This window comes from Pseudonocardia charpentierae (genome assembly GCF_031845345.1).
Lineage (GTDB): Bacteria > Actinomycetota > Actinomycetes > Mycobacteriales > Pseudonocardiaceae > Pseudonocardia > Pseudonocardia charpentierae.
In genome coordinates, this window is record NZ_JAVREJ010000019.1 from 46,404 (window position 1) to 69,307 (window position 22,904).

Sequence of the window (22,904 nt, forward strand, 5' to 3'; positions counted from 1 at the left end):
CGCGTCGTTCGACCAGTTGCGCCAGACCTACCGCGACGACGACCGCGTGCGTGTCCCTCACCAGGTCCACAACGCCTTGCTCGACCCGTCAGAACCATTCTGAACTGCGCGTCCGGGTTCTCACGCCGGACCGGCCTCCCGCGCGGCCTGCTCCACGCGATCGCGATAGCGCGCCCACCAAGCCCCGTCACCGCTCGGCATGACGTCGATGCCGTCGAGGAACCCGACCGACCCGTCGACGAGTTCGCGGACGATGTCCGCGTGGCCGGCGTGCCGATGAGTTTCGGCGATCGTGTGCACCAGGATCCGGTTCAGCGTCACCTCGCTGAACTCCGGCGGCCACCACGGCACGTGGCCGACGGCGTCCAGCGGCAGGGCATCGATGACGGCGTCGGAGTGCGCCGCGATTCGTCGGTACAGCCCGACGATGTGGTCGCGCGACTCGTCGGCGGTGGCCCACATGTCGGCGTTCGGTTCCGCCTCGTCGTTCACCCAGGGCAGCGACTCCTCGAAGGGCCGGCCGAACGCGGCGCCGAAGTGGCCCCACTCGACGGTCGCGAGGTGCTTGACCAGACCGAGGAGGTTCGTGCCGGTGGGCACCATCGGTCGACGGACGTCGTACTCGCTGAGTCCCTCCGACTTCCAGAGAACGGCCCTCCGGGCGTCGCGCAGATAGTCGTGCAGGTCTTCCTTCGGATCCCTCCGGGTCATGTTCAACAGGGTGGCAGCTCCAGCCATACGCCCGCACCGGACTGGTCGGACAGCTGCGGCTCGAACTAGACGCCGAGCTCTCGGGCTGCGACGGCGAATACGTCGGCGCTTGCGGGAATCGGCATGAAGTGGTCTTCCCCTTCGACCGGATGCCAGACGGCTCCCGGCATACGTTGCGAAACCTCCTGATTGATACGGTAGGGCACCAGATGGTCTTCCATTCCTTGCCACATGTGGACAGAGCGCTCGATCTTCGTCACATCAAAAGGCCATCTGCGGTAGATGAGCTCGGCATCCTGCACCAGTGCCGTGGAACCCTGCGCGAAGCACTCGGCGGACGAGTCCGCGAAGGCCTCGGCAATGGTCGGATCCTCCAACAACTTCGCATCGCGCTCGTTGACCATCTTGATCAGCGTCTTGATGTACGACTTGCGGAAATGAACAGCATCCAGCTCGAGGAGTTCGTACATGAGGTGGAAAGCCATCCTGTGGTGGAGCGCGAGCTGCCCACCCAGTGCGTCGACCTTGTCCAGGTACTGCGCTGCCGAGTTGTCGCCGAATGCCCCATACGCCGCACCGGCGATGTAGGAGACGTGGCGCAGCCGGCTCGGGTCGATGTAGGCGGCGGCGGCCAGCGCCCAAGGCCCACCCTCCGACCAGCCGGACACGCCGAACTGCTGATACCCGAGAGCATCGGCCACGGTCATGAGGTCGTCGGCCCAGCCCTTGTACGTGCGGTCCTTCTGCGGGCTGGATCGACCGTTCCCCGGTCGATCGACGCTCACCAGGCGCAAACCGTGACTGATCGCGCCACTCGCCAACAACGTCCCCTCGAGTCGACTGCTCGGCCCACCGTGGTTGTGGATGACGAGAGGCGAACCGGGTTGCCCGAACTCCAGATACGCGAGATCGCGGCCATCCGGAGTTCTCACCTTCTTCGTCTCTCCCGCTGGCAACACGGCGTAGGCCATCGTCATACTCCGATACGTTTCGGCGCGATATGGCGCGTGATAGTCGGGCGACTTTATCGCGCCAGGGAGCGCAGGGCGACTTTTTCGTGCCCGCCGGCCGGACCACCGTCGCCCGTGTGCCCTGCAGAATGGGCGCCATGGACACCCTCGTCCGCGGTGTGCGGATCGCCTACGACGACGAGGGAACGGGGCCCGTCGTCGTCCGCCTCCACGGCCTCACCGGCAGCCGCGCCGGCGACGACGCCACCGGGGCCTTCGATGCCGAGCGCCTCGTCCGGGCCGGGCGGCGGGTGGTCCGCTTCGACGCACGCGGGCACGGGCGGTCCGGCGGGGAGAAGGTCGAGAGCGACTATGCCTGGCCGAACCTCGCTCTCGACCTGCTCGCGCTTCTCGACGAGCTGGGGGTCGAGGAGCCGGTCAGCGGCGTCGGCGCGTCGATGGGGACGGCCACGCTCCTGCACGGGGTGACGCTCGCCCCCGACCGCTTCGACCGGCTCGTGCTCACCTGCCCGCCGACGGCGTGGGCGAGCCGCGCCGCGCAGGCCGGCGTCTACCGGGCCGGGGCGCTGTTCGTCGAGCGCAACGGCAAGGAGGCGTTCCTGCGCGGGATGCGGGTGCAGCCCCGGCCGCCGGTCCTCGCCGAGACGCCGGAAGGTCCGGTCGACATCGACGAGGCGCTGCTCCCCACGGTCATGCGCGGAGCCGCGTCGTCGGACCTCCCGCCACCCGAGGCGATCAGCGAGATTCGCAAGCCGACGCTGATCCTGTCGTGGGACGGCGACCCGGGGCACCCCGTCGCCACCGCCGAGCGGCTGCACGAGCTGATTCCCGGCTCCACGCTGCACGTCGCCCGGACGCCGCACGAGCTCCGGACCTGGAGCGACCGCACCGTCGGCTTCCTGCGCTGAGATCGCTACCGTCGGCGGCGATGGACAACGACGATCTCTTCCGACGTACCGCGGCCAACCGCCGCCGCTCCGCCGACCTGCTCGCCGGCCTCACCCCGGAGCAGTGGAGCACACCGACCCTGTGCGCCGCGTGGACGGTGCGCGAGCTCGCAGGCCACCTGATCATGCCGATGGAGGCGAGCATCCCCGGATTCCTCCTGACGCTGGTGCGGGCCCGCGGGTCGGCGGACCGGGCCGTCGACATGACCAGCCGGAACCTGGCCCGGCGGGGACCGGACGCGATGGTGACGACCCTGCGGGAGAAGGCGGACTCCCGGGTCGTCCACCCGGCGTCGGCGCGATGGGACCGATGGCCGACAGCTGCATCCACCTGCGCGACGCGGCCGCCCGCTCGGGCTCGACGTGACGCCCCCGCCCGACGACTGGCGGATGGTGCTCGACTTCCTTGTCTCCCCCACCGCCCGCCGCGGGTTCGTCCCCAAGGGGCGGCTGGACGGGCTCCGCTTCCACGCGACCGACCTCGACTGGCGGTCGGGCGACGGAGCCGAGGTGACCGGCCCGGGCGAGGCGCTGGCGCTCGCGATGACCGGCCGGCCCGTGGCGTTGGCCGACCTCGAGGGCGACGGCGTGCCCTTTCTGCGACACCGGCTGGCCGCCTGACAGCCCTCGTGCGGCACGCTGTCGCCGTGACCGGACTCGTCGCCGCGATCGCCCTGCCGGACGGCACGCCAGTACGTGGCCGCGGGCGACGCGGGCCGCTGCCGCCGGGGCCGCTGCCGGAGTTCGGGCTCTACCTCGGCAAGCCCGGCCGCTGGCAGCCCGAGTGGCCCGCCGAGTGGCTGGACTGGCCGGACTTCCGCCTCCCCCGCGACCCGGAGCAGGCCGCTGCCAGCATCGTCGGCGCCTACGAGCAGGCGCGCGCAGGGCGACGTGTCGAGGTCGCCTGCGGTGGTGGCGTCGGACGCACCGGCACCGTCATCGCCTGCATGGCCGTACTCGCCGGCCATCCGGCCGACGACGCCGTGGCGTGGACGCGCCGGAGCTACCGGCGCCGCGCGGTGGAGACGCCCGGCCAGCGCCGGTGGGTCCGCTGGTTCGCCACGCACACGTCGTGAGGGAGCGATCTTCATCCCATCGTTGCCCGCGGCGGGCGGTCGCACACTGCACAATCCCCGCGTGACGATCGTGACCCGAGCCGGCCTGCTCCTCGCCGCCACCGTCCTCGCGGCCGCCTGCGCGCCCGCCGACGCGCCGAGCACGACCGGGCCGTCCGCGGCGCCGTCGTCCGCGGCCGGCGCGGCATGCCCGAAGGGCGGCCTGTCGACCCTCGTCCCGGACACGCTCACGGTCGGCACGGACCAGCCCGTCTATCAGCCCTGGTACGTCGACGACGCGCCGGAGAACGGACAGGGCTTCGAGAGCGCGGTCGCCTACGCCGTCGCCGACCAGCTCGGCTACCCGAAGGACAAGGTCGCCTGGACCCGCGTGCCGTTCAACGCGGCGATCTCGCCCGGCCCGAAGTCCTTCGACCTCAACCTCACCGAGTTCTCGATCACCGACGAGCGCAAGCAGGCCGTCGACTTCTCGGCGCCCTACTACGACGTGAAGCAGGCCGTCGTCGCGCTCTCGGACAATGCGTTCGCGGGCACCACCACCGTCGCCGGGCTCGCGGGCGCGCGGCTGGGTGCCCAGGTCGGTACCACGAGCTACGACGCCATCAACGACGTGATCAAGCCGAACTCACCTGCGGCGGTGTTCAACACCAACGACGACGCGAAGCTGGCGCTCTCCAACCGTCAGGTGGACGCGATCGTCGTCGACCTGCCGACCGCGTTCTTCATCACCTCCGCGGAGCTGCAGAACGCGAAGATCGTCGGGCAGCTGCCCGCGGGCACCGGGACGCCGGAGCAGTTCGGCGCGGTGCTGGACAAGGGCAGCCCGCTGACGTCGTGCGTGTCGGAGGCGGTGGAGGCGCTGCGGTCGGCGGGGACGCTGGCGGCGCTGGAGCAGCAGTGGCTGACGTCGGCGGGCAGCGCCCCCGAGCTGACGTGATCCCGGAGCTCAGTCCGCTCGCGCAGGAGCGACTGGCCTACCGCCGCTCGCGCGCCCGGCGGTCGACCCTCGTCGCGCTCGTCTCCACCGTCGTGTTCGCAGCGGCCGTGGTCGTCGGTGTGACGAGCACTCCGGGCTGGCCGCGGGTCCAGGTGACGTTCCTCAACCCCGCGATCGCCTGGTCGTCGCTCCCTCTGATCCTCGAAGGGCTGTGGCTCAACGTCCGGGTGCTGGTCGTCACCGAGATCGGCGTGCTGGCGCTGGGGTTGCTGATCGCGGTGCTGCGCACCCTGCGCGGCCCGGTGTTCTTCCCGCTGCGCGCGCTCGCGACCGGCTACGTCGACCTCTTCCGCGGCGTGCCCCTCCTGATCGCGCTCTACCTGATCGGCTTCGGGGTGCCCGCGCTGCGGCTGCAGGGCGTCCCGACCAGCACCGCCGTGCTCGGCACGATCACGCTGATCCTCATCTACTCCGCCTACGTCGCCGAGGTCTTCCGCGCCGGGATCGAGTCGATCCATCCCTCGCAGCGCGCGGCAGCCCGCTCGCTCGGACTCAACCATCGCCAGTCGATGCGGCTGGTGATCCTCCCCCAGGCCGTCCGCCGGGTGCTGCCGCCGCTGCTCAACGACTTCGTCGCGCTGCAGAAGGACGTCGGGTTGATCTCCGTGCTCGGCGCGGTCGACGCGATCCGGGCCGCGCAGATCGTGTCGGCCCGGACGTTCAACTTCACTCCGTACGTGGTCGCGGCGGTGCTGTTCATCCTGCTCGCGGTGCCGACCGGGCGGATCGCCGACGCCGTGGCCGCCCGCGCGGCTCGTCGGCAGGGGCTCGTATGACCGCCGTGCTCGAGGTGAGGGGGCTCGTCAAGAACTACGGCGCGACGCCCGTGCTGCGCGGCGTCGACCTAGCCGTCGAGGAGCACCGGGTCGTCGCGCTCATCGGCTCGTCGGGGTCGGGGAAGTCGACGCTGCTGCGCTGTGTCGACCTCCTGGAGGAGATCGACGACGGGCAGGTGTTCCTCGACGGCGTCGACGTCTCGGATCCGCGCGCGGACGTGGCCGCGGCACAGCGCCGGATGGGGATCGTCTTCCAGGCGTTCAACCTCTTCCCGCACATGACCGTGCTGCAGAACGTCACGCTCGCCCCGCGCGTGGTGCACGGTGTCGCCGCCGCCGAGGCCGACGAGCGGGCCCGCGAGCTGCTCCGCCGGGTCGGGCTGGAGGCGTTCGCCGAGGCGCACCCGGACCGGCTCTCCGGCGGGCAGCAGCAGCGGGTGGCGATCGCCCGGGCGCTGGCGGTGCGGCCACGGCTGCTGCTGCTCGACGAGATCACCTCGGCCCTCGACCCGGAGCTGGTGGGCGAGGTGCTCGCGATCGTCCGCGAGCTGGCCGCGGGCGGCATGACGATCCTCATGGCCACTCACGAGATGGGCTTCGCCAAGCAGGTGGCCGACACGGTCTGCTTCCTCGACGGCGGCCGGGTTCTGGAGTCCGGCCCGCCCGCACGGGTACTCGGCGACCCCGTCCACGAGCGCACCCGGCGGTTCCTCACCCACCTCGTGGAGGCGGGCCGGTTGACCTGAGAGCGATCACTGCTGAACCCGGGGTTGACGGGGCGATTCGTGCTCTATCGTCCGTCCCGAGCGACGGAGGAGTACGCCGATGACCGAGCCGACCGAGACGGCCTCGCCGTGGTACCGGTCCATGCGGGCGCGGCGCCCGGACGAGCACCACCGCGCCTCGACACCGCTGGAACTGCTGTTCGACCTGTGTTTCGTGGTGGCCGTCGCGCAGGCCGCGGTGGAGCTGCATCACGCGATCGCGGAGAACCACCTGGGCACCGGCCTCATCGGCTATCTGACCGTGTTCTTCGCGATCTGGTGGGCGTGGATGAACTTCACCTGGTTCGCCACGGCCTTCGACACCGACGACGTCCCCTACCGCCTCACGACGCTGGTGCAGATCGCCGGCGGGCTCGTGCTGGCGGCCGGCGTGTCGTCCGCCTTCGAGCGCGGCGACTTCACGGTCATCACCTTCGGCTACGTGATCATGCGGCTGGCGATGGTGGCCCAGTGGTTGCGCGCGGCCCGCAGCGACCCGGAGCACCGGGCGACCGCACTCGCGTACGCCGTGGGGATCACCGTGGTCCAGCTCGGCTGGCTGCTGCGCCTGCTGCTGCCCGAGGGCCTGCTGCTTCCGGCGTTCCTCGTGCTGGTCGTCGCCGAGCTCGCGGTGCCCGCTCTCGCCGAACGCCGGGGACAGCCCGTCTGGCACCCGGAGCACATCGCGGAGCGCTACGGGCTCTTCACGCTGATCGTGCTCGGCGAGTCGGTGCTGTCGGCGACCATCGCCCTGGAAGCCGCGTTCACCGAGACCGACCACCCGATCGGGCTGATCGCCCTCGGCGTCGCCGGGCTGGTGATCCTCTTCTCGATGTGGTGGATCTATTTCGAACAGCCCGCGCACGAACGGCTCACGACGCTCAAGGCCGCGCTGCGCTGGGGCTACGGGCACTACTTCGTGTTCGCCTCCGCGGCGGCGACGGGCGCCGGGCTGGCGGTCGCGGTCGACTACGACCTGCACATCGCCCACGTCGGCGGGCTGCCCGCAGCGCTGGCCACCACGGTCCCGGTGGCGGTGTTCGTGCTGGTGGTGTGGCTGCTGCACCTCGACCACGAGCGGATGCGGCGGGTCTCGGCGGCCTTCCCGACGGCTGCGGCGCTCGTCGTCGCGACGTCGTTCACCCCGGCGCCGATCCACCTCACAGCGCTGGTCATGGCTGTGCTCACCGCGTTGCTGGTGGCGGCCCGCCGACCCGCGTCGAGTGTCATCGGCTGAGCACGAAAAGGTCACGATCAGTGACATAGCGCTCTCCTGTGCATTGAACGCTCCCGCTTCGGGCATCCACCGTTCATACGGGCCGTGCACAGGAAGGCCCCACAACAGACGGAGGAACAATGACCGTCACGGGCATCATCACGGCGATCATCATCGGTGCGATCATCGGCGCGCTGGGCCGACTGGTCGTTCCGGGACGCCAGCCGATTCCGATCTGGCTGACGATCATCGTGGGTATCGTGGCCGCGTTCATCGGCACCTGGCTCGCGGGTGCACTGGGTATCTCGACGAACACGTCGGGCGTCGACTGGCTCGAGCTGCTCGTGCAGGTCGTCGTCGCCGCCATCGGCGTGGTGATCGCGGCCAACCTCTACGCGCGGCGTGGCGTTCGCGGTCGTCGCACTCTCTGACGGCTCTCGCGTACCCGAGGCCGGGCACCCCATAGGGTGCCCGGCCTCGTCGTTTGTCCGCACAGCGTTCACACAGCGACGGCACAGGGTCGCCGTAGCGGCGGAGCTCATCGTGATGGGGAACCCCGACCTCGGGAGAACCCGTGGCAACCCCGACCCTGTCCCGCCGACCGGCCCCCGGCCGTCACCGGCCACCCGCACCGCCGCCCCCGCTCCGCCCGCAGGCGCGCTGGGAGCGCCCTGCGCTGCTCGCGCTGCTGGCCGGTACGGCGGTGCTCTACCTGTGGAACCTGTCGGCGTCGGGCTACGCCAACGACTTCTACGCGGCGGCCGTGCAGGCCGGCACGCAGTCGTGGAAGGCGTGGCTGTTCGGCTCTCTCGACTCCGGCAACGCGATCACGGTCGACAAACCTCCAGCGTCGCTCTGGGTGATGGTGCTCAGCGCGCGCATCTTCGGCTTCACCTCCTGGAGCCTCCTGGTTCCGCAGGCGCTGATGGGTGTCGCGTCCGTCGCGCTGCTGCGCGCGGCCGTCCGCCGGTGGGCCGGACCCGGGGCGGGCCTGCTGGCCGGCGTGGCGCTGGCCGTGACCCCGGCCGCCGTGCTGAGACGGTGGGCGGTCAGACGGTCTACGACCTGCAGGGCTGATCGCGACCGACGGGCCGGGGCGGACGTAGCGAAAGCGGCTTTGGGTGCACTGAACGCACCGGAAGCCGCTTTCGCTGCATCTCAGGGGGCTGAACGGTCTGGACACACCCTCCGGTCGGCGGTCCAATGTCCTGCTGGCCGGAACGCGGCCGCGGCCGCGTCACTCCGAGCCGGACACCGTCCCCGGAGGAGGCGCCATGTCCCGGATGACGATCGACTGCCGCTCCGTACCCAGTGAGTCGGGCTGCAGCCTGAGCATTGCCGGCGAGGAGGACGAGGTGATGCGCGCCGCCACCGCCCACGCCGTCGATGTCCACGGCCACACGGACGGCGAGGAGCTGCGCGCGGCCCTGCGCGCGTCGCTCGTCCCGGAGGTCGCGGCCGTCACGCTCGGGGAGGGCGCGTTCGTGCAGGTGATCGAGTTCAGCACGACCCGCCTCGCCGAGTTCCAGGAGATCGAGGACCGCTGGCGGGACGAGATCGGCGCCGATCGGACCGCGCGCTGGGCGCTCACCGGCGCGGACCGCAACGCACCGGACCGGTACCTCCAGGTCGTGGGTTTCCCGGACTACGAGGCGGCGATGGCCAACTCGAAGCACCCCGTGACAGGGCGCTTCGCGGAGCAGCTCATGGCCCTGTGTGACGGCGAGGCCGTGTTCCACGACCTGGACGTGCGCCGGGTGCAGGCGTTCTGAGGCGCCGGCGCCGCTGTAGCGAAAGCGGCTTTCGGTGCGTTCAGTGCACCCAAAGCCGCTTTCGCTACATCCCGGCGGGGTTCAGCGGGGCCAGAGGATGGCCTGGGTGCAGCGGAAGAGCGCCAGTGTCTTGCCGGTCTCCTCGGCCGTCACCGTCGCGTCCCACACCTGCGTCGTCCGGCCCCCGTGCACGAGCCGGGCCCGGCACGCGATCGCGCCGTCGCGCACCGTGCCGAGGAAGTTCGACTTGAGCTCGATCGTCGTGAACCCCGTCGCCCCCTCGGGCAGCACCAGCCGGCAGCCGTAGCCGCAGGCCGTGTCGGCCAGCCCGATCACGCTGGCGGCGTGCAGGTATCCGTTGGGAGCCAGCAGGTCGGGACGGACCGCAAGGCGTGCCGACACGCCGTCGTCGTGGACCTCGACGACGGTGAAGCCGATCAGCCCCGGGAAGTGGCCGTCGCTCAGCGCGTTGAGCTGCTCCGCCGTCCCCGTCTCGCCGCCGTCCCGCATGATCGGCAGCGTAGCCGCCGTCACTTGGCGACGAACGCTCCTTCACGCAGCACGGGCACGGACCGACTGCGATCCAGCTCGGCCGCGATCTCCACGTCGACGGGGTAGCCGGCGTCCATCAGCTCGCGTCCGCTCGCGCAGGCCCGCAGCGCCGCGCCGACGTCGGGCTCGACGCTGCGGAAGGCGGCCGCAGCCGCCGCGGCCTCCGGGGTGACGTCGCGCCATCCGCCCTGCATCAGCAGGTCGACGAGGGCGCCGCCGCCCCACAGGTCCTCGACCGCGGGGCGCAGTGATCCGTCGGGCCAGCGCTCGCCCGAGCACACGACGGCCACGCGCAGGTCGCTCCGCTCGAGCAGCCACGCCGCCACCGCACGTCGGTTGCGCAGACTCACCGCGACGACGGCCGGCACCTCCCCGGCGAGCTCGGCGCTGATCGTCGAGCCGTTCGGCGAGGGCAGCACCAGCCGGTGCAGGTCGCGTGCCTCCCGCACACTGCCCGGCGAGAGGCTCACCTCCCCGGGCCGCGCACGCGACCGGCCGACGGCAAGCGTGGCGCCGTGCGCCGCGGCGATGGCCCGGGCCCCGTCGTCGCCCCACCGGTAGGGCAGCACGCTCACCCCCCGATCCGCCGCGACCGTCGCCGTGGTGGTGAAGCTCAGGACGTCGACGACCACCGCGACGTCGCAGCCCCGGCCGATGGCGGCAGCGCCGGTGGGACCCCATTCCAACCGCAGTGCGGACCCGGCCTGACGGTGCGCGTCGAGCACGGGCGCGACGCTACCTGCCTGCGCGGTACCGTCGGTCCCTTGCCGACCCTCCCGCCCGCCGACGTCGTCGCCGCGCTCCGCGCTGCGGGCTGTGTCTTCGCCGAGGACGAGGCGCGCCTGCTCGTCGAGGCCGCCAGCTCCCCCACCGAACTGACCTCCCTCGCCGCACGTCGCGTCGCCGGTGAGCCGTTGGAGCACCTGCTGGGCTGGGCGGAGTTCTGCGGCCTGCGCGTCGCCGTCGGGCCCGGCGTCTTCGTCCCGCGCCGGCGCACCGAACTCCTCGTCCGGCTCGCCGCCCCGCTCCTGCGGCCGGGCGACGTCGTGGTCGAGCTGTGCTGCGGTGCCGCTGCGATCGCCACGGCCCTCGCCGCGACAGTGCCCGGGCTCGCGCTCCACGCGGTCGACATCGAGCCCGCGGCGGTGGCGTGCGCGCGGCGCAATCTCGTGGCGGGGCAGGTGTACCAGGGCGATCTCGACGCGCCGCTCCCCTCGTCGCTGCAGGGGAACGTCGCCGTAGTGGTCGCGAACGCGCCGTACGTGCCGACCGACGCCATCGCACTCATGCCGCCCGAGGCCCGCGACCACGAACCGTCGGTGGCCCTCGACGGCGGCCCGGACGGGCTCGACGTCCAGCGCCGTGTCGTCACCGCCTCGCTGCGCTGGTTGGCCCCGGGCGGGAGCCTGCTGATCGAGACCAGCGAGCGGCAGGCCCCGCTGACCGCAACCGCGATGGCCGACGCCGGCCTGGTGCCGCGGATGGAGCGGTCCGAAGAGCTGGACGCGACGGCCGTCGTCGGCACCCGGACATGATCGACGACCCGTCCCGCAGCACCGTCGTCGCCTGGTACGACACGCTGCCCGACGACCTCGCCCTGCTGGTCGAGCAGGTGCAGGCGAGTGCAGGCCGGCTCCTCGGCGGGGCGTTCACGGCGCGAGACCCGGCACAGGTGCACGCCACGATGATCGGGCTCGAACGTGCGCCCGCCCCGTTCGACCTGTCGCCGCTGGCGGCGCACCTGCGCGCGGCGCTGTCGCGCCATGGACGATCCGGTTCGGCGGCTTCCCGCCGGGCGATCGGCGACTGCTGAGCCGCGGGTTGTCGCTGCACGACCGGACGTTCGGCGTGTACGGCGACAAGGTGGTGCTCGTCGGCTGGCCCGTCGACGGGGGTGCACCGCGGCGAACCCTCGCCGACGCCCGGCTGAGCTGCGCAGACCTCGGCGTCACCCATCGCTACGGCGACGATCCCGACGTCTACCTCGTCGTCGGCGAGGCGGCGGGCGTTCTCACCGAGCACGTGGCGGCCGTCCGACACGATCTGGCTCGCGGTGGCGTCGACGTGACCCTGTCGTTCGACGACCTCTCACTCGTGACGTACGACGACCCCGCCCTGCCGCGGGCGTCGACGACGTGGCGTCCGCTCTGACGGCTCACCGTCGCGCCGCGGCCAGTTGCTCGGCCGTCTCCAGGAACGGGCGGGCAAGGTCGCTCATCCCGAGCTCCAGAATGTGCAGCCCGCTCGAGACCCGCTCGAGGAAGCCCCACTCGTCGATCGCGGTGCCATCGATCCCCGTGCGGGCCGCCAGCAACCGGCAGTAGCGCCCAGCCAGTTCGGATGCGTCGCCCGCCAGCAACTCCGGGCACCAGTCGCGGAGAACCACACCCAGGTCGTAGGCGGGGTCTGCGACGAAACCGTCCGGATCAACGAACACGTACGTGCCGTCCGGCCGTCGAAGTGCGTTCCCCGGATGCGGATCGCCGTGGACGACGACCAGGCGACCGCTCGCGTCAGCGCGGCGTCGTGCGTACTCCAGCGCCAGCTCGACGACCCGCGCGGAGCACGGGCGGTCCAACTCGTCCCACAGCCGGCCGACCAGATCGGCCAGCGCCTCGGCCTTGGCCTCGGGAGCGGCGTCCGGTGCCGGAACCTGCCAGGCGTCCCGCAGCGCAGCGCACAGGATCTCGATCTGCCGCTCGGGAGCGAGCCCCGATCGTTCCAGCGCAGGGCCGAGCGCCTCCAGCAGCACGGCGCGGTGCTCCGGTTCCGCGGCAAGCAGGCGGGCGTAGCCACGGCCGCCGGCCGCCTGGAGCAGGGCCACCTCACGCTCGCAGGCCTCGTCGGACATCGCGATCTTGAGGACGGCCGGTGTCCCGTCGCTACGCCGGACCCGGGCGACCCACGCGCTCGTTCCGCCGCTCAACTCCTCCTCGACGGTGACCGCCCAGCGCCGCTGCAGGGCGACCACGACGTCGGGGATGGCGGTGAGCCAGGCGTGACCATCCGCGCCGAGAAGCGCGGCCCGTCGCTCGAGCCACGGCGGCACGGCGTCGGTCCCCATGGCACCGGGACGCTAGCGCCCGGCCAACGCACCGCCGACCGACTTTCCGCACCGCCGGTTCTTGCGCGTGTGGATCAGGAGCGCACGAACCGCCACGCCGTGGGAAGCAGCAGGCTCGCGAGCAGGATCTTGACGACGTCGCCGATGAGGAAGGGCACGACGCCGAGCACCAGGGCGCGTCCGAGGCCCACGTCCACACTCGCCATCAACCACGGCACGCCGATCGCGTAGATGCACAGGTTGCCGACGACCATGAGCCCCACCGTCCGCGCGACGGTCCGGTCCGCACCGCGCCGGGCCAGGTCGCCCACGACCACGGCCGCGAGGACGAAGCCCAGCACGTAGCCGAGCGACGGAATCGCCCAGCCGGACTGGTGCCCGGCGAACCACGGCAGACCGGCGATGCCGGCGACCGCGTAGAGCAGCATGCCCAACGCACCCCGGGCCGGGCCGAGGGCCGCCACCGACAGGAGCACGGCGAACGTCTGCCCGCTCAGCGGTACGGGCGTGAACGGCAGCGGGATCGCGATCTGCGCCGCCAGCCCGACGAAGGCCGCCGAGCCGGCGACGAGCACGACGTCACGGACGGCGCCGCCGGGCACGACGTCGGCCAGGACGCGGCGGGAAGGGGTGAGAGCGACGCTCGACATGACACTCCGATCACAACGCTGGGGTCTGCGGCGACGCTAGATGCGGACCGCAGTCATCTCCAGCGAGTGCAGCGTGCATCTCACTTCCGCGAGCGGCGCTCGCCGCTGCGCGACAGCGCTACGGTGGCCCTGATCCTCATCCCCCGCGACGATGGCCACGGTGATCATGTCTGATCGCGACCCGGACGCCGCCCCGCCCGTGGAACCCGACATGGCGGCCGCGGTCGTCGACGTCTTCGTCTACGTGGTCTTGCTGAACCTCTTCGTGGAGTACGTCCCGCAGATACTTACCGAAACCTTCACGATCTCCCTGCTCACGGCCGTCCTGCTGAAGGGCGTTCTCGAGGTCGTCCTCGTGGCCAAGAACCGGGTGAAGGCACGGTTTCGGCAGGCGTCGTCACCGGCGGGCAAGGTGATGGCCGCCTTCATGCTCTGGGCGGTGCTGTTCGGCAGCAAGTTCCTCGTGCTCGAGGCCGTCGCCCTGGTCTTCGGCGCCCGGGTCAGCCTCGGCGGCTTCTTCTCCGTCACCTTCCTGATCGTCGTTCTGATGCTGTCCCGAGCGGCGGTCCGGCGTCTGCTCCGACGCCCCCACCAGCGGGCCGTGAGCCCGGCCTGAAAACAGCCTCCCCGCGACGCCCACCGATGCCAGGATCTGCCCATGGACGCGACGGCGCGGAAGGTCATCGACGATCTGGTGTCGGCCGCGGAACAGCACGACGCCGGTCAGGAGAACCGCCTCGACCGGTGGCGCGTGTTGGAGCCCGACGCGGGCCGGCTCCTGTGGTTCCTGGTCCAGGCCACCCAGGCCCGGTCGATCGTCGAGGTGGGCACGTCGCGGGGCGTGTCGACGCTCTGGCTCGCCGACGCCGCGGCGGCCACCGGCGGCCACGTCCTGTCCCTGGACACCGACGCCGCGGCCCAGGACGACGCGCGGCGCAGTCTGGTCGCGGCGGGTCTCGCCGACCGCGTGACCTTTCGCGTCGCGGACGGGGGTGCCACTCTCGCCGACCTCGCCGACGGAGCGGTCGACCTGCTGTTCCTCGATGCCGAGCGCACCGAGTACCCGTCGTGGTGGCCGCACCCGGCCCGCGTCCTGCGCCCCGGCGGCGTGCTCGTCGCCGACAACGCCCTGTCGCATCCGGAGGAGATCGAAGCCCTCCGCGACCTCGTCGAGCATGATCCGCGGTTGACCACGACGACCGTCGGCGTGGGCAAGGGCGAGTTGCTGGCCCTGCGGCGCTGACGCCCAGGCTCGACCGATCGACGTCGGTCGACGAGTAGCGGCCTTTCTCCCATCTCGATACGGCGCTAACATCGCTCCGTGGCGATGGATCGTTGCGGCGATGTCGGCCCCGCGGTCGCCCTGTTCCGGTCGTTGGCGGACCCGGCCCGGTTGGCGCTGGTCCAGCGGCTGACCGAAGGCGAGGCGCGCGTGGTGGACCTGACCCGCGCGCTGGGGCTGGCCCAGTCGACGGTGTCGAAACACCTGGCGTGCCTGCGAGGTTGCGGGCTGGTCGACTACCGGGTGCAGGGGCGGCAGTCGTTCTACTCGTTGGCCCGTCCGGAGTTGATCGACCTGCTGCGCAGCGCGGAACTCGTGCTCGCCGAGACCGGAGCGGCGGTGGCACTGTGCCCGATCTACGGCGAGCCGGCGGACGTAGCGGAGTCGGCGTCGTGACCGCGGGTGGTGAGGTCGATCGCCGGGTGGTGTTGCGGCGGCGGATCCGGCTCCTGGTCACGGCCACCATCACCTACAACGTGATCGAGGCGGTCGTGGCGATCGCCGCGGGGACGGTCGCCGGGTCCGTGGCGCTGATCGGGTTCGGGTTGGACTCGGTGATCGAGGTGACTTCAGCCGCCGCGATCGCGTGGCAGTTCGCCGCCGCAGATCCGGAGCGCCGGGAGCGGACCGCGCTGCGGATCGTGGCCGGCTCGTTCTTCGCGCTGGCCGCCTTCGTGACCGTCGAGGCGGTCCGCACCGTGACGACCGGCGACGAGCCGGACCGGTCGACGGTCGGGATCGTGCTGGTGGCGGTGAGCGTGGTGGTGATGCCGTTCCTGTCGTGGGCCCAGCGCCGCGCCGGCCGCGAGCTCGGCTCGGCCAGCGCCGTCGCCGACTCCCGGCAGACCCTGCTGTGCACCTACCTGTCCGCCGGCGTGCTGGTCGGACTGGTCCTCAACGCCCTGCTGGGCTGGTGGTGGGCCGACCCGCTGGTCGCCCTCGGCCTCGCGGTGGTCGCCGTGCGGGAGGGGCGCAACGCGCTCCGCGGCGAGGTCTGTTGCACCCCGACCCGCCTCGACGACGCGTGCGGGTGCGCACCCGGGTGTACCGCGCCCTGCTGCGCAGGAGCGTCACGATGACCGGGGAGACGTGGGTGCCGACGGCATGCACGCTGCCGACGGCGGAACAACCGCTGCGCGTCGCCGAGTTCGACGTGCTGTTCGCGACCGCGGTGCGGCCGGCGGAGCGGACTGGTCCGACGACGCTGCTGGTGCACCTGCCTGCAGACGCGGTGTCGACCATCCGGGACCTCGTCGCCCGGGAGACCGCCTGCTGCTCGTTCTTCTCGTTCGACGTGCGCGCGACCCATTCAGGAACCGACGTGCTGGTCCGGGTGCCCGAGCAGCATGTGGCCGTGCTGGACGCGTTGTCGGAGCGGGCGGAGTCCGCCCGGGCTAACACGGCGCCGTGATGTCGCCGACGGGCTCACCGTCGTCGTCGAGGGTCAACGTCTGCGTCGTCACCCGGTTCCCGCACATCCGCCCCTGGGGAACGGCGGAGTCCAGCATGAACACGGCCGCTCCGCCCGAGATCCGGTTGTTCTCGACGACGTTGCCGCCGCGGTCGAACTTCTTGCTGTCGGAACGGATCTTGATGTTCACGCCTGCGCTGTCGGAGATCTCGTTGTTCCGGACGACGTTCGAGTGGCCGCGCAGTTCGATGTTGCTGCCGTCGAACTCCGCGAATTCGGTGTTGTCCGAACAGACGTTGTCCTCGAGGACGTTGTCGTGCGCGTTCTCCTTGACGTTGAAGCATTCGGAGCCGAACGTGCGGATGGTGTTGCGGGCGACGAGGTTCCGCGAGCTGCCGTCGTTGGCGTGCATCGGCTGACTGTCGGAGTTGGGGCTGGTGCCGATGTAGACGCCTTCGCCGTTGTGGTACTTCGCCCGCTCGTCGTCGTCACCCTTGCCGAACATGCCGCAGTACTGGATGACCGAGTCCGTGATCGCGTTGTCGTGCGCGTTGTTCCGGAGCCGGACGCACTCCCCGCCGGCCCCGTTGAGGAACATGTTGTGGATCGTGATGCCGGTGAGGTCGCGGGTGTCGTCCGCCGCGCCGATGTAGATCAGCCGACCGTCCGCGACCTGGGGCTGCACCCGGTTCTTGAACGCGGTCACCGCGGCGAGATCGGTCGGGTAGGCCGTGCCGGCCAGTTTCTCCTGGCCGTCGATGGTGAACCCGGCGAAGGTGTAGTAGCTGTGGTTCACGCTGACGACGCGGCCCGTGCCGAACACCACCGCCCGGTAGCGCCCGGCGCGGTCCTTCCCGGACTCGGGCCCCTTGATCGTGATCGGTGCACCGGGCGCTCCGTCGCGGACGGTGGCCAGCGTCTCCCGGTACACGCCGGGAGCGAGGTTGATCACCGTTCCCGGGGTGGCCTTGTCGAGCGCCGCCTGGATCGTGGCCAGCGGTGCGGCCGCCGTGCCGTCGTCCGTGTCGGAACCGCGGGGATCAACGTACAGCGCAGCGGTCGCCACCGGCGGCGACGACGGCGATGACGGCGCCGGAGCCGCGGTCGGTGCAGCGCCCGGCACCTCGGCCGGGCGGGGGATCGCCTGGACGGCGAGGACGGCGAGGACCCCCACGCCGAGGACGACGAACGCCAGTCCGAGGTACCGCCAGGGCGATGTCGGCCGAGTCAACGGTGCAGGTCCTCCTCCGGGCGGCGGAGGCCGAGCGTAGAGCCCGGGAGGCACGAGAGGCCGTGGCCGACGGCCCTGAGCACTCGATCGTGGGGTGCAGGCTCAGCTCAGTGCGCCATCGCGGGAGCCGACCCCGCCGTGGGCTTTCCACCGCGCATGAACAGCGCGAGAACGGCTCCGGCGAGGCAGAGGAGGCCGATCACGACGAACGCCTGGCTGTAGGCGTCGGCCTGCGCGATGCCGGAGGTGCGCTGGTAGAAGACCAGCATCTCCGCCTGGTTCTGGCTCATTGCGGCGACCTGCGGGTCGGACTGGGTCAGCAGCCCGGACCGGTCGGCCAGGCCCTGCGCCCCGGCGACGGTGAGGAAGGCGTTGAGCAGGCCGAGCCCGAACGCCTGACTGACCCGTTGGGCCAGCGTGTTGAACGAGCTCGCCGACTCGGCCGACTCCGGGGGCACCACGCCCAGACCGCTGGACATGATCGGCATCATGGCCAGTCCGACCCCGCCGGCCAGGATGCACATCCCCAGGACCAGCGAGCCGTTGGGGATGTCCACGTTGATCTCCGAGAGCGTCAGCAGGCCGATACCGGCGACCAGCAGCCCGGACACCGCGAGCCAGCGGGCCCCGATCCGGTCGTACAGCAGGCCGGACATCGGCAGGAGCACCGCCAGCACCAGCGCCTGAGGGATCAGCATCAGACCCGTGTTGACCGGGGTCAGCCCGCGGGAGGGGCCCTGCAGGAACTGCGGGATGAAGAAGGCCGACGCGAACATCCCCATCGAGATCACCGAGACCAGCAGCAGCGGCAGCACGAACTGGAAGTGGGTGAACACCCGCAGGTCCAGCAGGGGTCGGTCGACCTCGAGCTCGATGACGACGAACAGGGCGACGCAGAGCGCGGCGACGGTGAACAGGATCATGATCGGGTAGCTCGTCCAGCCCCAGTCCTTGCCTTCCTCCAGAGCCAGCAGCAGCGCGAACAGCCCGGCGGCGATGGTGGCGAAGCCCAGGATGTCCAGCGGGCGGTCGCGGTGGCCCTGGTCCTTCTTGAGCACGATGGCGGCCCCGATGACGCCCAGGATGCCGACCGGGACGTTGATGAAGAAGATGAACCGCCAGTCGGTGTACTCCACCAGCAGGCCGCCTAGCGACGGGCCGATCGCGGGGGCGACGATCACGCCCAGCCCGTAGAGGCCCATCGCGGCACCGAGGCGCTCCGGCGGCACCATCCGGCGCAGCATGATCATGCAGGTGACCGGGATGATCCCGCCCGGGACGGCCTGCAGGATCCGGAAGACGACCAGCGAGCCCAGACCGCCGGCCAGGCCGCACAGGACGGACGCGACGGTGAACCCGGCCAGGCACAGCACGTAGATCCTCTTGGACCCGTAGCGGTAGCCCAGCCACGCGCTGATCGGGACCATGATGCCTTCGGTCAGGCTGTAGGCGGTGCTCACCCACTGGCCGTCCGTCGCGCTGATGCCCAGCTCGAGCTGGATCGTCGGCAGGGCGACGTTGACGATGCTCGTGTCGAGGATCGACATGAACATCCCCACGATGAGCACGCCCAGGGCGGGCAGCCACGACGCCGACCCGGCCGGCTGCTGCTTCGTGACGTCGGGCGTCGGGGGCGCGGCTCGCCGCGGCGGGGCGGGCTTCGGCGGCGCCGGACGGACCGGCACGCCGTTGCCAGCAACGTGTGGGACGGGCCGTGAGACGGTGCCGACCGGACGTACGTCGTCGACGTGCTGGGTCATCGAAGGCGACGCCCTTCCCACTGGAGATCTTTTTGCTACCGGGGAGAACGTCCCCAAGTGGAAAATCGATCCCCACTTCAGTGGAAGCTACGTCACAGCGACACCGCGGTCCACACGCGGCACGGGCGCGGTCAGTGGTGGTAGGCGTGCACGACGGCGTGGCCTCTGCCGCGACCGATCATCCACCGGTTCACCGGCACCGTGACCACGAACGCCACAGCCAGGGCGAACGCCAGCGCCGCCCAGAACTGCCAGCTCGTCAGACCGGCGTCCATGGCTCCTGGAACGCTGAGCATGATCGCGTTGTCGATGATCTCCATCACCGCGATGGACACCGTGTCCGCAGCCAGTGCGATCTTGAGCGCGTCCCCGAACCGGACGCCCGCACGCAGCACGCCGCGCATCGTCAGGGCGTAGCCGAACACGAACGCGAGCACGATCGACAGGACGACCGTCGCAGCGTTGTGCAGCCCGGCGGCGGTGCCGATCACCATGCCCAGCACCTCACCGATCGCACACCCGGTCAGGCAGTGCAGCGTCGCCGATGCGGCGACCGACCAGGGCACCGACGCGTACCCGGTCGGCTCCGTGTGGTGCCCGTGATTCGTCTCTGAAGACATGTCGACCTCCTCGCTTGCAGCATACCCCCGGGGGGTACCAAGAGAAAGGCCTTCGGCGCTGTCCGCGCGTGAGATGCACGTCATGGCGGAGTGTCGAAGATCCAACAGCCGTGGTGTTCACCTCGCGTCGCTTCGCCGGAGAAGCAAGAACCGAGACCAAATAGCGAACGCCGGGCGCTCCGTGATCGGAGGCCCGGCGTTGTGCCTGGTCAGGCTGGCGGTAGCGGTGGGATTTGAACCCACGGAGGCTTGCACTCACACGCTTTCGAGGTCTGCCGATGACCGTTCGGCCACGATCGCTGACGTCTCGGCCTGGGCCGTCACACCTCCAGCCGACATCCGCGGGCTCTCCCGGACCATTCCCGTCGCCAGCTCCCTCGTACTGGCCGTTCAGCTCGTCGCGGCCGGCGTGGCGTGAACGGTGCCCGGCCGAGGGAGCGACACTACAGAGCGCTGTCAAAATAAGCTTGACCTGCGGTAGAGCTGCGAGTCCCCGGTTCGCGCCCGCGCATAGTCCACGAGCTCCGTGCGCCCGGTCGGGCGAAGTTCAGACCCAGCTCTTCACTGGGCGAAGAACCGGCTTCTTCTCGCCTTCAGTACAGGGCAGAGTGCCGCCAGGTATGCCAGAGATCACATGTCTCGAAGGTGAGCTGATGACCAGGGATGCGGCAGTGGATCCCCGCGCGGGGTACGCGGGGTGGGTAGGACCGCTGTGCTGGACGGCGGTGGCGCTGGAGGGTTTCGATCTAGTAGTGCTGGGCGTGGTGCTGCCCTCGCTGCTGCAGGAGCCGACCTGGGGGCTGACGCCGAACACGGCGTCGCTGGTCTCAGTGGTCGGATTGGTCGGCGTGATGATCGGCGCGATGCTCGTCGGCGCGATCAGCGACGTAATCGGCCGCCGCCAGACGGTGGTCTGGACCGTGGTCATCTTCTCGATCTTGACGTTGGCGTGTGCGTTCGCGCCGAACCCGTTCGTGTTCGGGGTGCTGCGGTTCCTCGCGGGGTTGGGGCTGGGCGGGGTGCTGCCCACCGCGATCGCGCTGGTGAACGAGTTTGCCCGGACCGGCCGCGGCGGACAGGCGACCACCACGTTGATGACCGGCTACCACGTCGGCGCGGTGGCCACCGCGCTGCTGGGGATTCTGCTCATCACGCGTTGGGGCTGGGAGTCGATGTTCATCATTGGCGCCTTGCCGGCGCTGGTGCTGGTGCCGCTGCTGTGGAAGTACCTGCCGGAGTCCGAGGCGTTCCTGCGCGCCCGCGCCGGGTTGACCGGCCCGGCGACGGGCGCGGCGAAGCCGAGCAAGAACCCGGTCGGCATCCTGTTCCACCATGGTCTGGCCCGGTCGACGGTGGCGTTCTGGATCACGTCGTTCATGGGTCTGCTGCTGGTGTACGGCCTGAACACGTGGCTGCCGCAGATCATGCGGGCGGCCGGCTACGAGCTGGGTGCGGCGCTGGCGCTGCTGTTGGTGCTCAACGTGGGCGCGGTGATCGGGCTGCTGGCCGCGGGGAAGGTGGCCGACCGGATCGGCAACCGCCGCTCCACCGTGGCGTGGTTTGCCGGGGCGGCGCTGTTCCTGGCGCTGCTGTCGGTCAAGCTGCCGGGGTTCGGCGTGTACCTCTCGGTGCTGCTGGCCGGGATGTTCGTGTTCAGCGCCCAGGTGCTCGTCTACGCCTACATCAGCCACCTCTACCCGGCGTCGGCCCGGGCGACCGCGGTGGGCGCGGCGAGCGGGTTCGGCCGGCTCGGCGCCATCTCCGGCCCGCTGATTGGTGGCTGGTTGCTGACCGCCGGGCTGGCCTACCCGTGGGGCTTCTACATTTTCGCCGTGGTCGCGGCGATCGGCGCGCTGTCGATCATGTTGGTGAACCGGGACCCGGCGCCCGACGAGCCGCTGCCGGTCACCGAGGACGAGGCCGACCACATCGGCGAGCACCACACAAGCCGCCGGGCGGAGCACTGAGCATGCGCACCGTCCGGGACGCGACGTTCGACGTCTTCCGGCGCTACGGGCTGACGACGATCTCGCGAACCCCGGCTCGACGGAGATCTCGTTCCTGACCGACCTGCCCGACGACATCGGGTTCGTGCTGGCCCTGCACGAGGGCTCGGTGGTAGGCGCCGCCACCGAGTATGCGACGGCACGGGAGCGGCCCGCCCTGGTGAACCTGCACACCACCGCCGGGCGGTCGTCCCGGAGACCACGTTCGAGCCATGATCCTTGTTCGCGGAGGCACGCGTAGGCATACGAGATCCGCTGCGACATGGCGTCGCGTGCGGTTCAGCGCAAAGGAGGACTCCCATCGCCGGGAACACCAGCGATGGCGGACGGTCCGTCGTCAGCCGGGCACTAGCCGTTCTCGGCTCGTTCTCGAAGGACCGGCCCGAGCAGACGCTCGGCGAGATCCAGCAGGCCACCGGTCTGGCTTCGGCGACGGCGTACCGGCTGGCCAACGAGCTCGTCGAGTGGGGCGCCCTCGAACGCATCAGTCGGGGCCGGTACCGGGTTGGGATCCGGCTGTGGCAGGTGGGGTCGCTCGCGCCGCAGGCGAGGGATCTCCGCGATGTGGCGCTACCGTTCCTGCAGGACTTGTACGAGGCGACCCACGAGGTGGTGCACCTGGTGGTCATGGACGAGGGCAAGGCTCTCTACATCGAGCGGCTGATGTCGCGTCCGGAGGTGCAGGTGCAATCCCGGGTCGCGCGCCGGCTTCCGCTGCACGCCGCGGGGTCCGGCAAGGTCCTGCTCGCCTACTCGCCGCCGGAGCTCGTCGAGCAGGTTATCGCCGCCGGTCTGCCGAAGCAGGCCAGCCGGACGATCACCGATTCCAACGTCCTACGCCGCGAGCTCGCCGGTATCCGGACGACCGGCTACGGCGTGTCCCGGGACGAGATGACGGACGGGGCGTCGTCTGTCGCCGCACCGGTGCGGGGGGCCGATGGAGAGGTCATCGCGGCCATCTCCGTGGTGTTGCCAAGTGGTTCGCGGGACCTGCAGGCACTGGTACCCGCGGTCAGCCTCGCCGCAGCCGGCATCTCCCGGGGTATGCGTCCGTTCATGATGCCCTAGAAATCGTTCTTCACCCTGCGGAGCGGAATG

General features: G+C 70.9%; 29 protein-coding genes and 2 pseudogenes. 22 read left to right on the plus strand and 9 right to left on the minus strand.

All coding sequences use genetic code 11. The features are described from left to right. Positions 1-120: 120 nt before the first annotated feature. Positions 121-711 (minus strand): DinB family protein, encoded by a 591-nt coding sequence (locus RM445_RS23630; RefSeq protein ID WP_311559028.1) that lies wholly within the window; start codon positions 709-711, stop codon positions 121-123. 65 nt (positions 712-776) lie between these two features. Further along, entirely contained in the window at positions 777-1,682 is a 906-nt protein-coding gene (locus RM445_RS23635) for an alpha/beta fold hydrolase (RefSeq protein ID WP_311559029.1), read from the minus strand. A gap of 137 nt (positions 1,683-1,819) precedes the next feature. Between RM445_RS23635 and RM445_RS23640 the strand changes: the two genes are divergently transcribed. From RM445_RS23640 to RM445_RS23685, 11 genes and pseudogenes are all read left to right on the plus strand, one after another. After that, positions 1,820-2,590 (plus strand): alpha/beta fold hydrolase, encoded by a 771-nt coding sequence (locus tag RM445_RS23640; protein WP_311559030.1) that lies wholly within the window; start codon positions 1,820-1,822, stop codon positions 2,588-2,590. A 20-nt stretch (positions 2,591-2,610) separates the two neighbouring features. Continuing rightward, a pseudogene (locus tag RM445_RS32465) lies at positions 2,611-2,967 on the plus strand (maleylpyruvate isomerase family mycothiol-dependent enzyme); the annotation flags it as partial. A gap of 25 nt (positions 2,968-2,992) precedes the next feature. After that, positions 2,993-3,250: a hypothetical protein gene (locus RM445_RS23645; protein ID WP_311559031.1), complete on the plus strand. Its 258-nt coding sequence runs from the start codon at positions 2,993-2,995 to the stop codon at positions 3,248-3,250. 26 nt (positions 3,251-3,276) lie between these two features. Next, on the plus strand, positions 3,277-3,705 hold the full coding sequence (locus RM445_RS23650) for a phosphatase domain-containing protein (RefSeq protein WP_311559032.1): 429 nt from the start codon (positions 3,277-3,279) through the stop codon (positions 3,703-3,705). Positions 3,706-3,766: 61 nt separating this feature from the next. Next, on the plus strand, positions 3,767-4,642 hold the full coding sequence (locus tag RM445_RS23655) for an ABC transporter substrate-binding protein (RefSeq protein WP_311559033.1): 876 nt from the start codon (positions 3,767-3,769) through the stop codon (positions 4,640-4,642). Continuing rightward, a complete protein-coding gene (locus RM445_RS23660; protein WP_311559034.1) occupies positions 4,603-5,478 on the plus strand; it encodes an amino acid ABC transporter permease in 876 nt (291 codons plus the stop codon). Before RM445_RS23655 ends, RM445_RS23660 begins: the two co-directional genes overlap by 40 nt. Continuing rightward, complete coding sequence (locus RM445_RS23665) at positions 5,475-6,224, plus strand: amino acid ABC transporter ATP-binding protein (protein WP_311559035.1); 750 nt, start codon at positions 5,475-5,477, stop codon at positions 6,222-6,224. The genes RM445_RS23660 and RM445_RS23665 overlap by 4 nt, the downstream gene beginning before the upstream one ends. A gap of 79 nt (positions 6,225-6,303) precedes the next feature. Beyond that, positions 6,304-7,479 carry a low temperature requirement protein A gene (locus RM445_RS23670; protein WP_311559036.1) on the plus strand — a complete coding sequence of 392 codons (1,176 nt, stop codon included), beginning with the start codon at positions 6,304-6,306 and terminating at the stop codon, positions 7,477-7,479. Positions 7,480-7,598: 119 nt separating this feature from the next. Then, positions 7,599-7,889, plus strand: a complete 291-nt coding sequence (locus RM445_RS23675) for a GlsB/YeaQ/YmgE family stress response membrane protein (protein ID WP_311559037.1) — start codon at positions 7,599-7,601, stop codon at positions 7,887-7,889. Positions 7,890-8,032: 143 nt separating this feature from the next. After that, positions 8,033-8,494: pseudogene (locus RM445_RS23680) on the plus strand (ArnT family glycosyltransferase); the annotation flags it as partial. Between the two features lie 238 nt (positions 8,495-8,732). After that, on the plus strand, positions 8,733-9,230 hold the full coding sequence (locus RM445_RS23685; RefSeq protein WP_311559038.1) for a DUF1059 domain-containing protein: 498 nt from the start codon (positions 8,733-8,735) through the stop codon (positions 9,228-9,230). 81 nt (positions 9,231-9,311) lie between these two features. Here RM445_RS23685 and RM445_RS23690 read toward each other — a convergent pair whose 3' ends face one another. Beyond that, a complete protein-coding gene (locus tag RM445_RS23690; protein WP_311559039.1) occupies positions 9,312-9,740 on the minus strand; it encodes a PaaI family thioesterase in 429 nt (142 codons plus the stop codon). Between the two features lie 20 nt (positions 9,741-9,760). After that, positions 9,761-10,507 (minus strand): 2-phosphosulfolactate phosphatase, encoded by a 747-nt coding sequence (locus RM445_RS23695; RefSeq protein WP_311559040.1) that lies wholly within the window; start codon positions 10,505-10,507, stop codon positions 9,761-9,763. A gap of 39 nt (positions 10,508-10,546) precedes the next feature. Between RM445_RS23695 and RM445_RS23700 the strand changes: the two genes are divergently transcribed. From RM445_RS23700 to RM445_RS23710, 3 genes are read left to right on the plus strand one after another with little or no spacing between them, the layout of a single operon-like run. Next, a complete protein-coding gene (locus RM445_RS23700; RefSeq protein ID WP_311559041.1) occupies positions 10,547-11,317 on the plus strand; it encodes a putative protein N(5)-glutamine methyltransferase in 771 nt (256 codons plus the stop codon). Continuing rightward, positions 11,314-11,595 (plus strand): hypothetical protein, encoded by a 282-nt coding sequence (locus RM445_RS23705; RefSeq protein ID WP_311559042.1) that lies wholly within the window; start codon positions 11,314-11,316, stop codon positions 11,593-11,595. Before RM445_RS23700 ends, RM445_RS23705 begins: the two co-directional genes overlap by 4 nt. Before the next feature lie 8 nt (positions 11,596-11,603). Then, positions 11,604-11,933 (plus strand): hypothetical protein, encoded by a 330-nt coding sequence (locus tag RM445_RS23710; RefSeq protein WP_311559043.1) that lies wholly within the window; start codon positions 11,604-11,606, stop codon positions 11,931-11,933. Between the two features lie 4 nt (positions 11,934-11,937). On the opposite strand, the gene RM445_RS23715 is transcribed toward RM445_RS23710, so the two are convergent. Both RM445_RS23715 and RM445_RS23720 read right to left on the minus strand, forming a co-directional pair. Further along, positions 11,938-12,846: an aminoglycoside phosphotransferase family protein gene (locus tag RM445_RS23715; RefSeq protein ID WP_311559044.1), complete on the minus strand. Its 909-nt coding sequence runs from the start codon at positions 12,844-12,846 to the stop codon at positions 11,938-11,940. A gap of 74 nt (positions 12,847-12,920) precedes the next feature. Continuing rightward, on the minus strand, positions 12,921-13,496 hold the full coding sequence (locus RM445_RS23720) for a biotin transporter BioY (protein ID WP_311559045.1): 576 nt from the start codon (positions 13,494-13,496) through the stop codon (positions 12,921-12,923). 166 nt (positions 13,497-13,662) lie between these two features. Here RM445_RS23720 and RM445_RS23725 point away from each other — a divergent pair, with 166 nt between their 5' ends. The 5 genes from RM445_RS23725 to RM445_RS23745 all read left to right on the plus strand — a co-directional run bounded on the left by RM445_RS23725 (position 13,663) and on the right by RM445_RS23745 (position 16,189). Next, entirely contained in the window at positions 13,663-14,112 is a 450-nt protein-coding gene (locus RM445_RS23725; protein ID WP_311559111.1) for a hypothetical protein, read from the plus strand. Positions 14,113-14,154: 42 nt separating this feature from the next. Next, positions 14,155-14,739, plus strand: a complete 585-nt coding sequence (locus RM445_RS23730) for an O-methyltransferase (RefSeq protein ID WP_311559046.1) — start codon at positions 14,155-14,157, stop codon at positions 14,737-14,739. Between the two features lie 84 nt (positions 14,740-14,823). Further along, positions 14,824-15,174 carry an ArsR/SmtB family transcription factor gene (locus RM445_RS23735; protein ID WP_311559112.1) on the plus strand — a complete coding sequence of 117 codons (351 nt, stop codon included), beginning with the start codon at positions 14,824-14,826 and terminating at the stop codon, positions 15,172-15,174. After that, positions 15,171-15,857 carry a cation transporter gene (locus tag RM445_RS23740; protein ID WP_311559047.1) on the plus strand — a complete coding sequence of 229 codons (687 nt, stop codon included), beginning with the start codon at positions 15,171-15,173 and terminating at the stop codon, positions 15,855-15,857. Before RM445_RS23735 ends, RM445_RS23740 begins: the two co-directional genes overlap by 4 nt. Beyond that, positions 15,854-16,189 carry a hypothetical protein gene (locus tag RM445_RS23745; RefSeq protein ID WP_311559048.1) on the plus strand — a complete coding sequence of 112 codons (336 nt, stop codon included), beginning with the start codon at positions 15,854-15,856 and terminating at the stop codon, positions 16,187-16,189. The genes RM445_RS23740 and RM445_RS23745 overlap by 4 nt, the downstream gene beginning before the upstream one ends. On the opposite strand, the gene RM445_RS23750 is transcribed toward RM445_RS23745, so the two are convergent. The 3 genes from RM445_RS23750 to RM445_RS23760 all read right to left on the minus strand — a co-directional run bounded on the left by RM445_RS23750 (position 16,173) and on the right by RM445_RS23760 (position 19,800). After that, entirely contained in the window at positions 16,173-17,420 is a 1,248-nt protein-coding gene (locus RM445_RS23750) for a right-handed parallel beta-helix repeat-containing protein (RefSeq protein WP_311559049.1), read from the minus strand. The genes RM445_RS23745 and RM445_RS23750 overlap by 17 nt on opposite strands. A gap of 107 nt (positions 17,421-17,527) precedes the next feature. Continuing rightward, positions 17,528-19,180: an MDR family MFS transporter gene (locus RM445_RS23755; protein WP_311559050.1), complete on the minus strand. Its 1,653-nt coding sequence runs from the start codon at positions 19,178-19,180 to the stop codon at positions 17,528-17,530. Between the two features lie 131 nt (positions 19,181-19,311). Continuing rightward, positions 19,312-19,800 (minus strand): DUF4396 domain-containing protein, encoded by a 489-nt coding sequence (locus tag RM445_RS23760; protein WP_311559051.1) that lies wholly within the window; start codon positions 19,798-19,800, stop codon positions 19,312-19,314. A gap of 653 nt (positions 19,801-20,453) precedes the next feature. Between RM445_RS23760 and RM445_RS23765 the strand changes: the two genes are divergently transcribed. From RM445_RS23765 to RM445_RS32770, 3 genes are all read left to right on the plus strand, one after another. Next, positions 20,454-21,767 carry an MFS transporter gene (locus tag RM445_RS23765; RefSeq protein ID WP_311559052.1) on the plus strand — a complete coding sequence of 438 codons (1,314 nt, stop codon included), beginning with the start codon at positions 20,454-20,456 and terminating at the stop codon, positions 21,765-21,767. A gap of 94 nt (positions 21,768-21,861) precedes the next feature. Further along, the gene (locus RM445_RS32470) at positions 21,862-22,047 is read left to right on the plus strand and encodes a hypothetical protein (protein WP_397469389.1); all 186 of its coding nucleotides are present in this window, start codon (positions 21,862-21,864) and stop codon (positions 22,045-22,047) included. Next, positions 22,026-22,874, plus strand: coding sequence for an IclR family transcriptional regulator (locus RM445_RS32770; protein ID WP_449619190.1), 849 nt, complete (start codon positions 22,026-22,028; stop codon positions 22,872-22,874). The genes RM445_RS32470 and RM445_RS32770 overlap by 22 nt, the downstream gene beginning before the upstream one ends. The last annotated feature ends 30 nt before the right edge of the window (positions 22,875-22,904 follow it).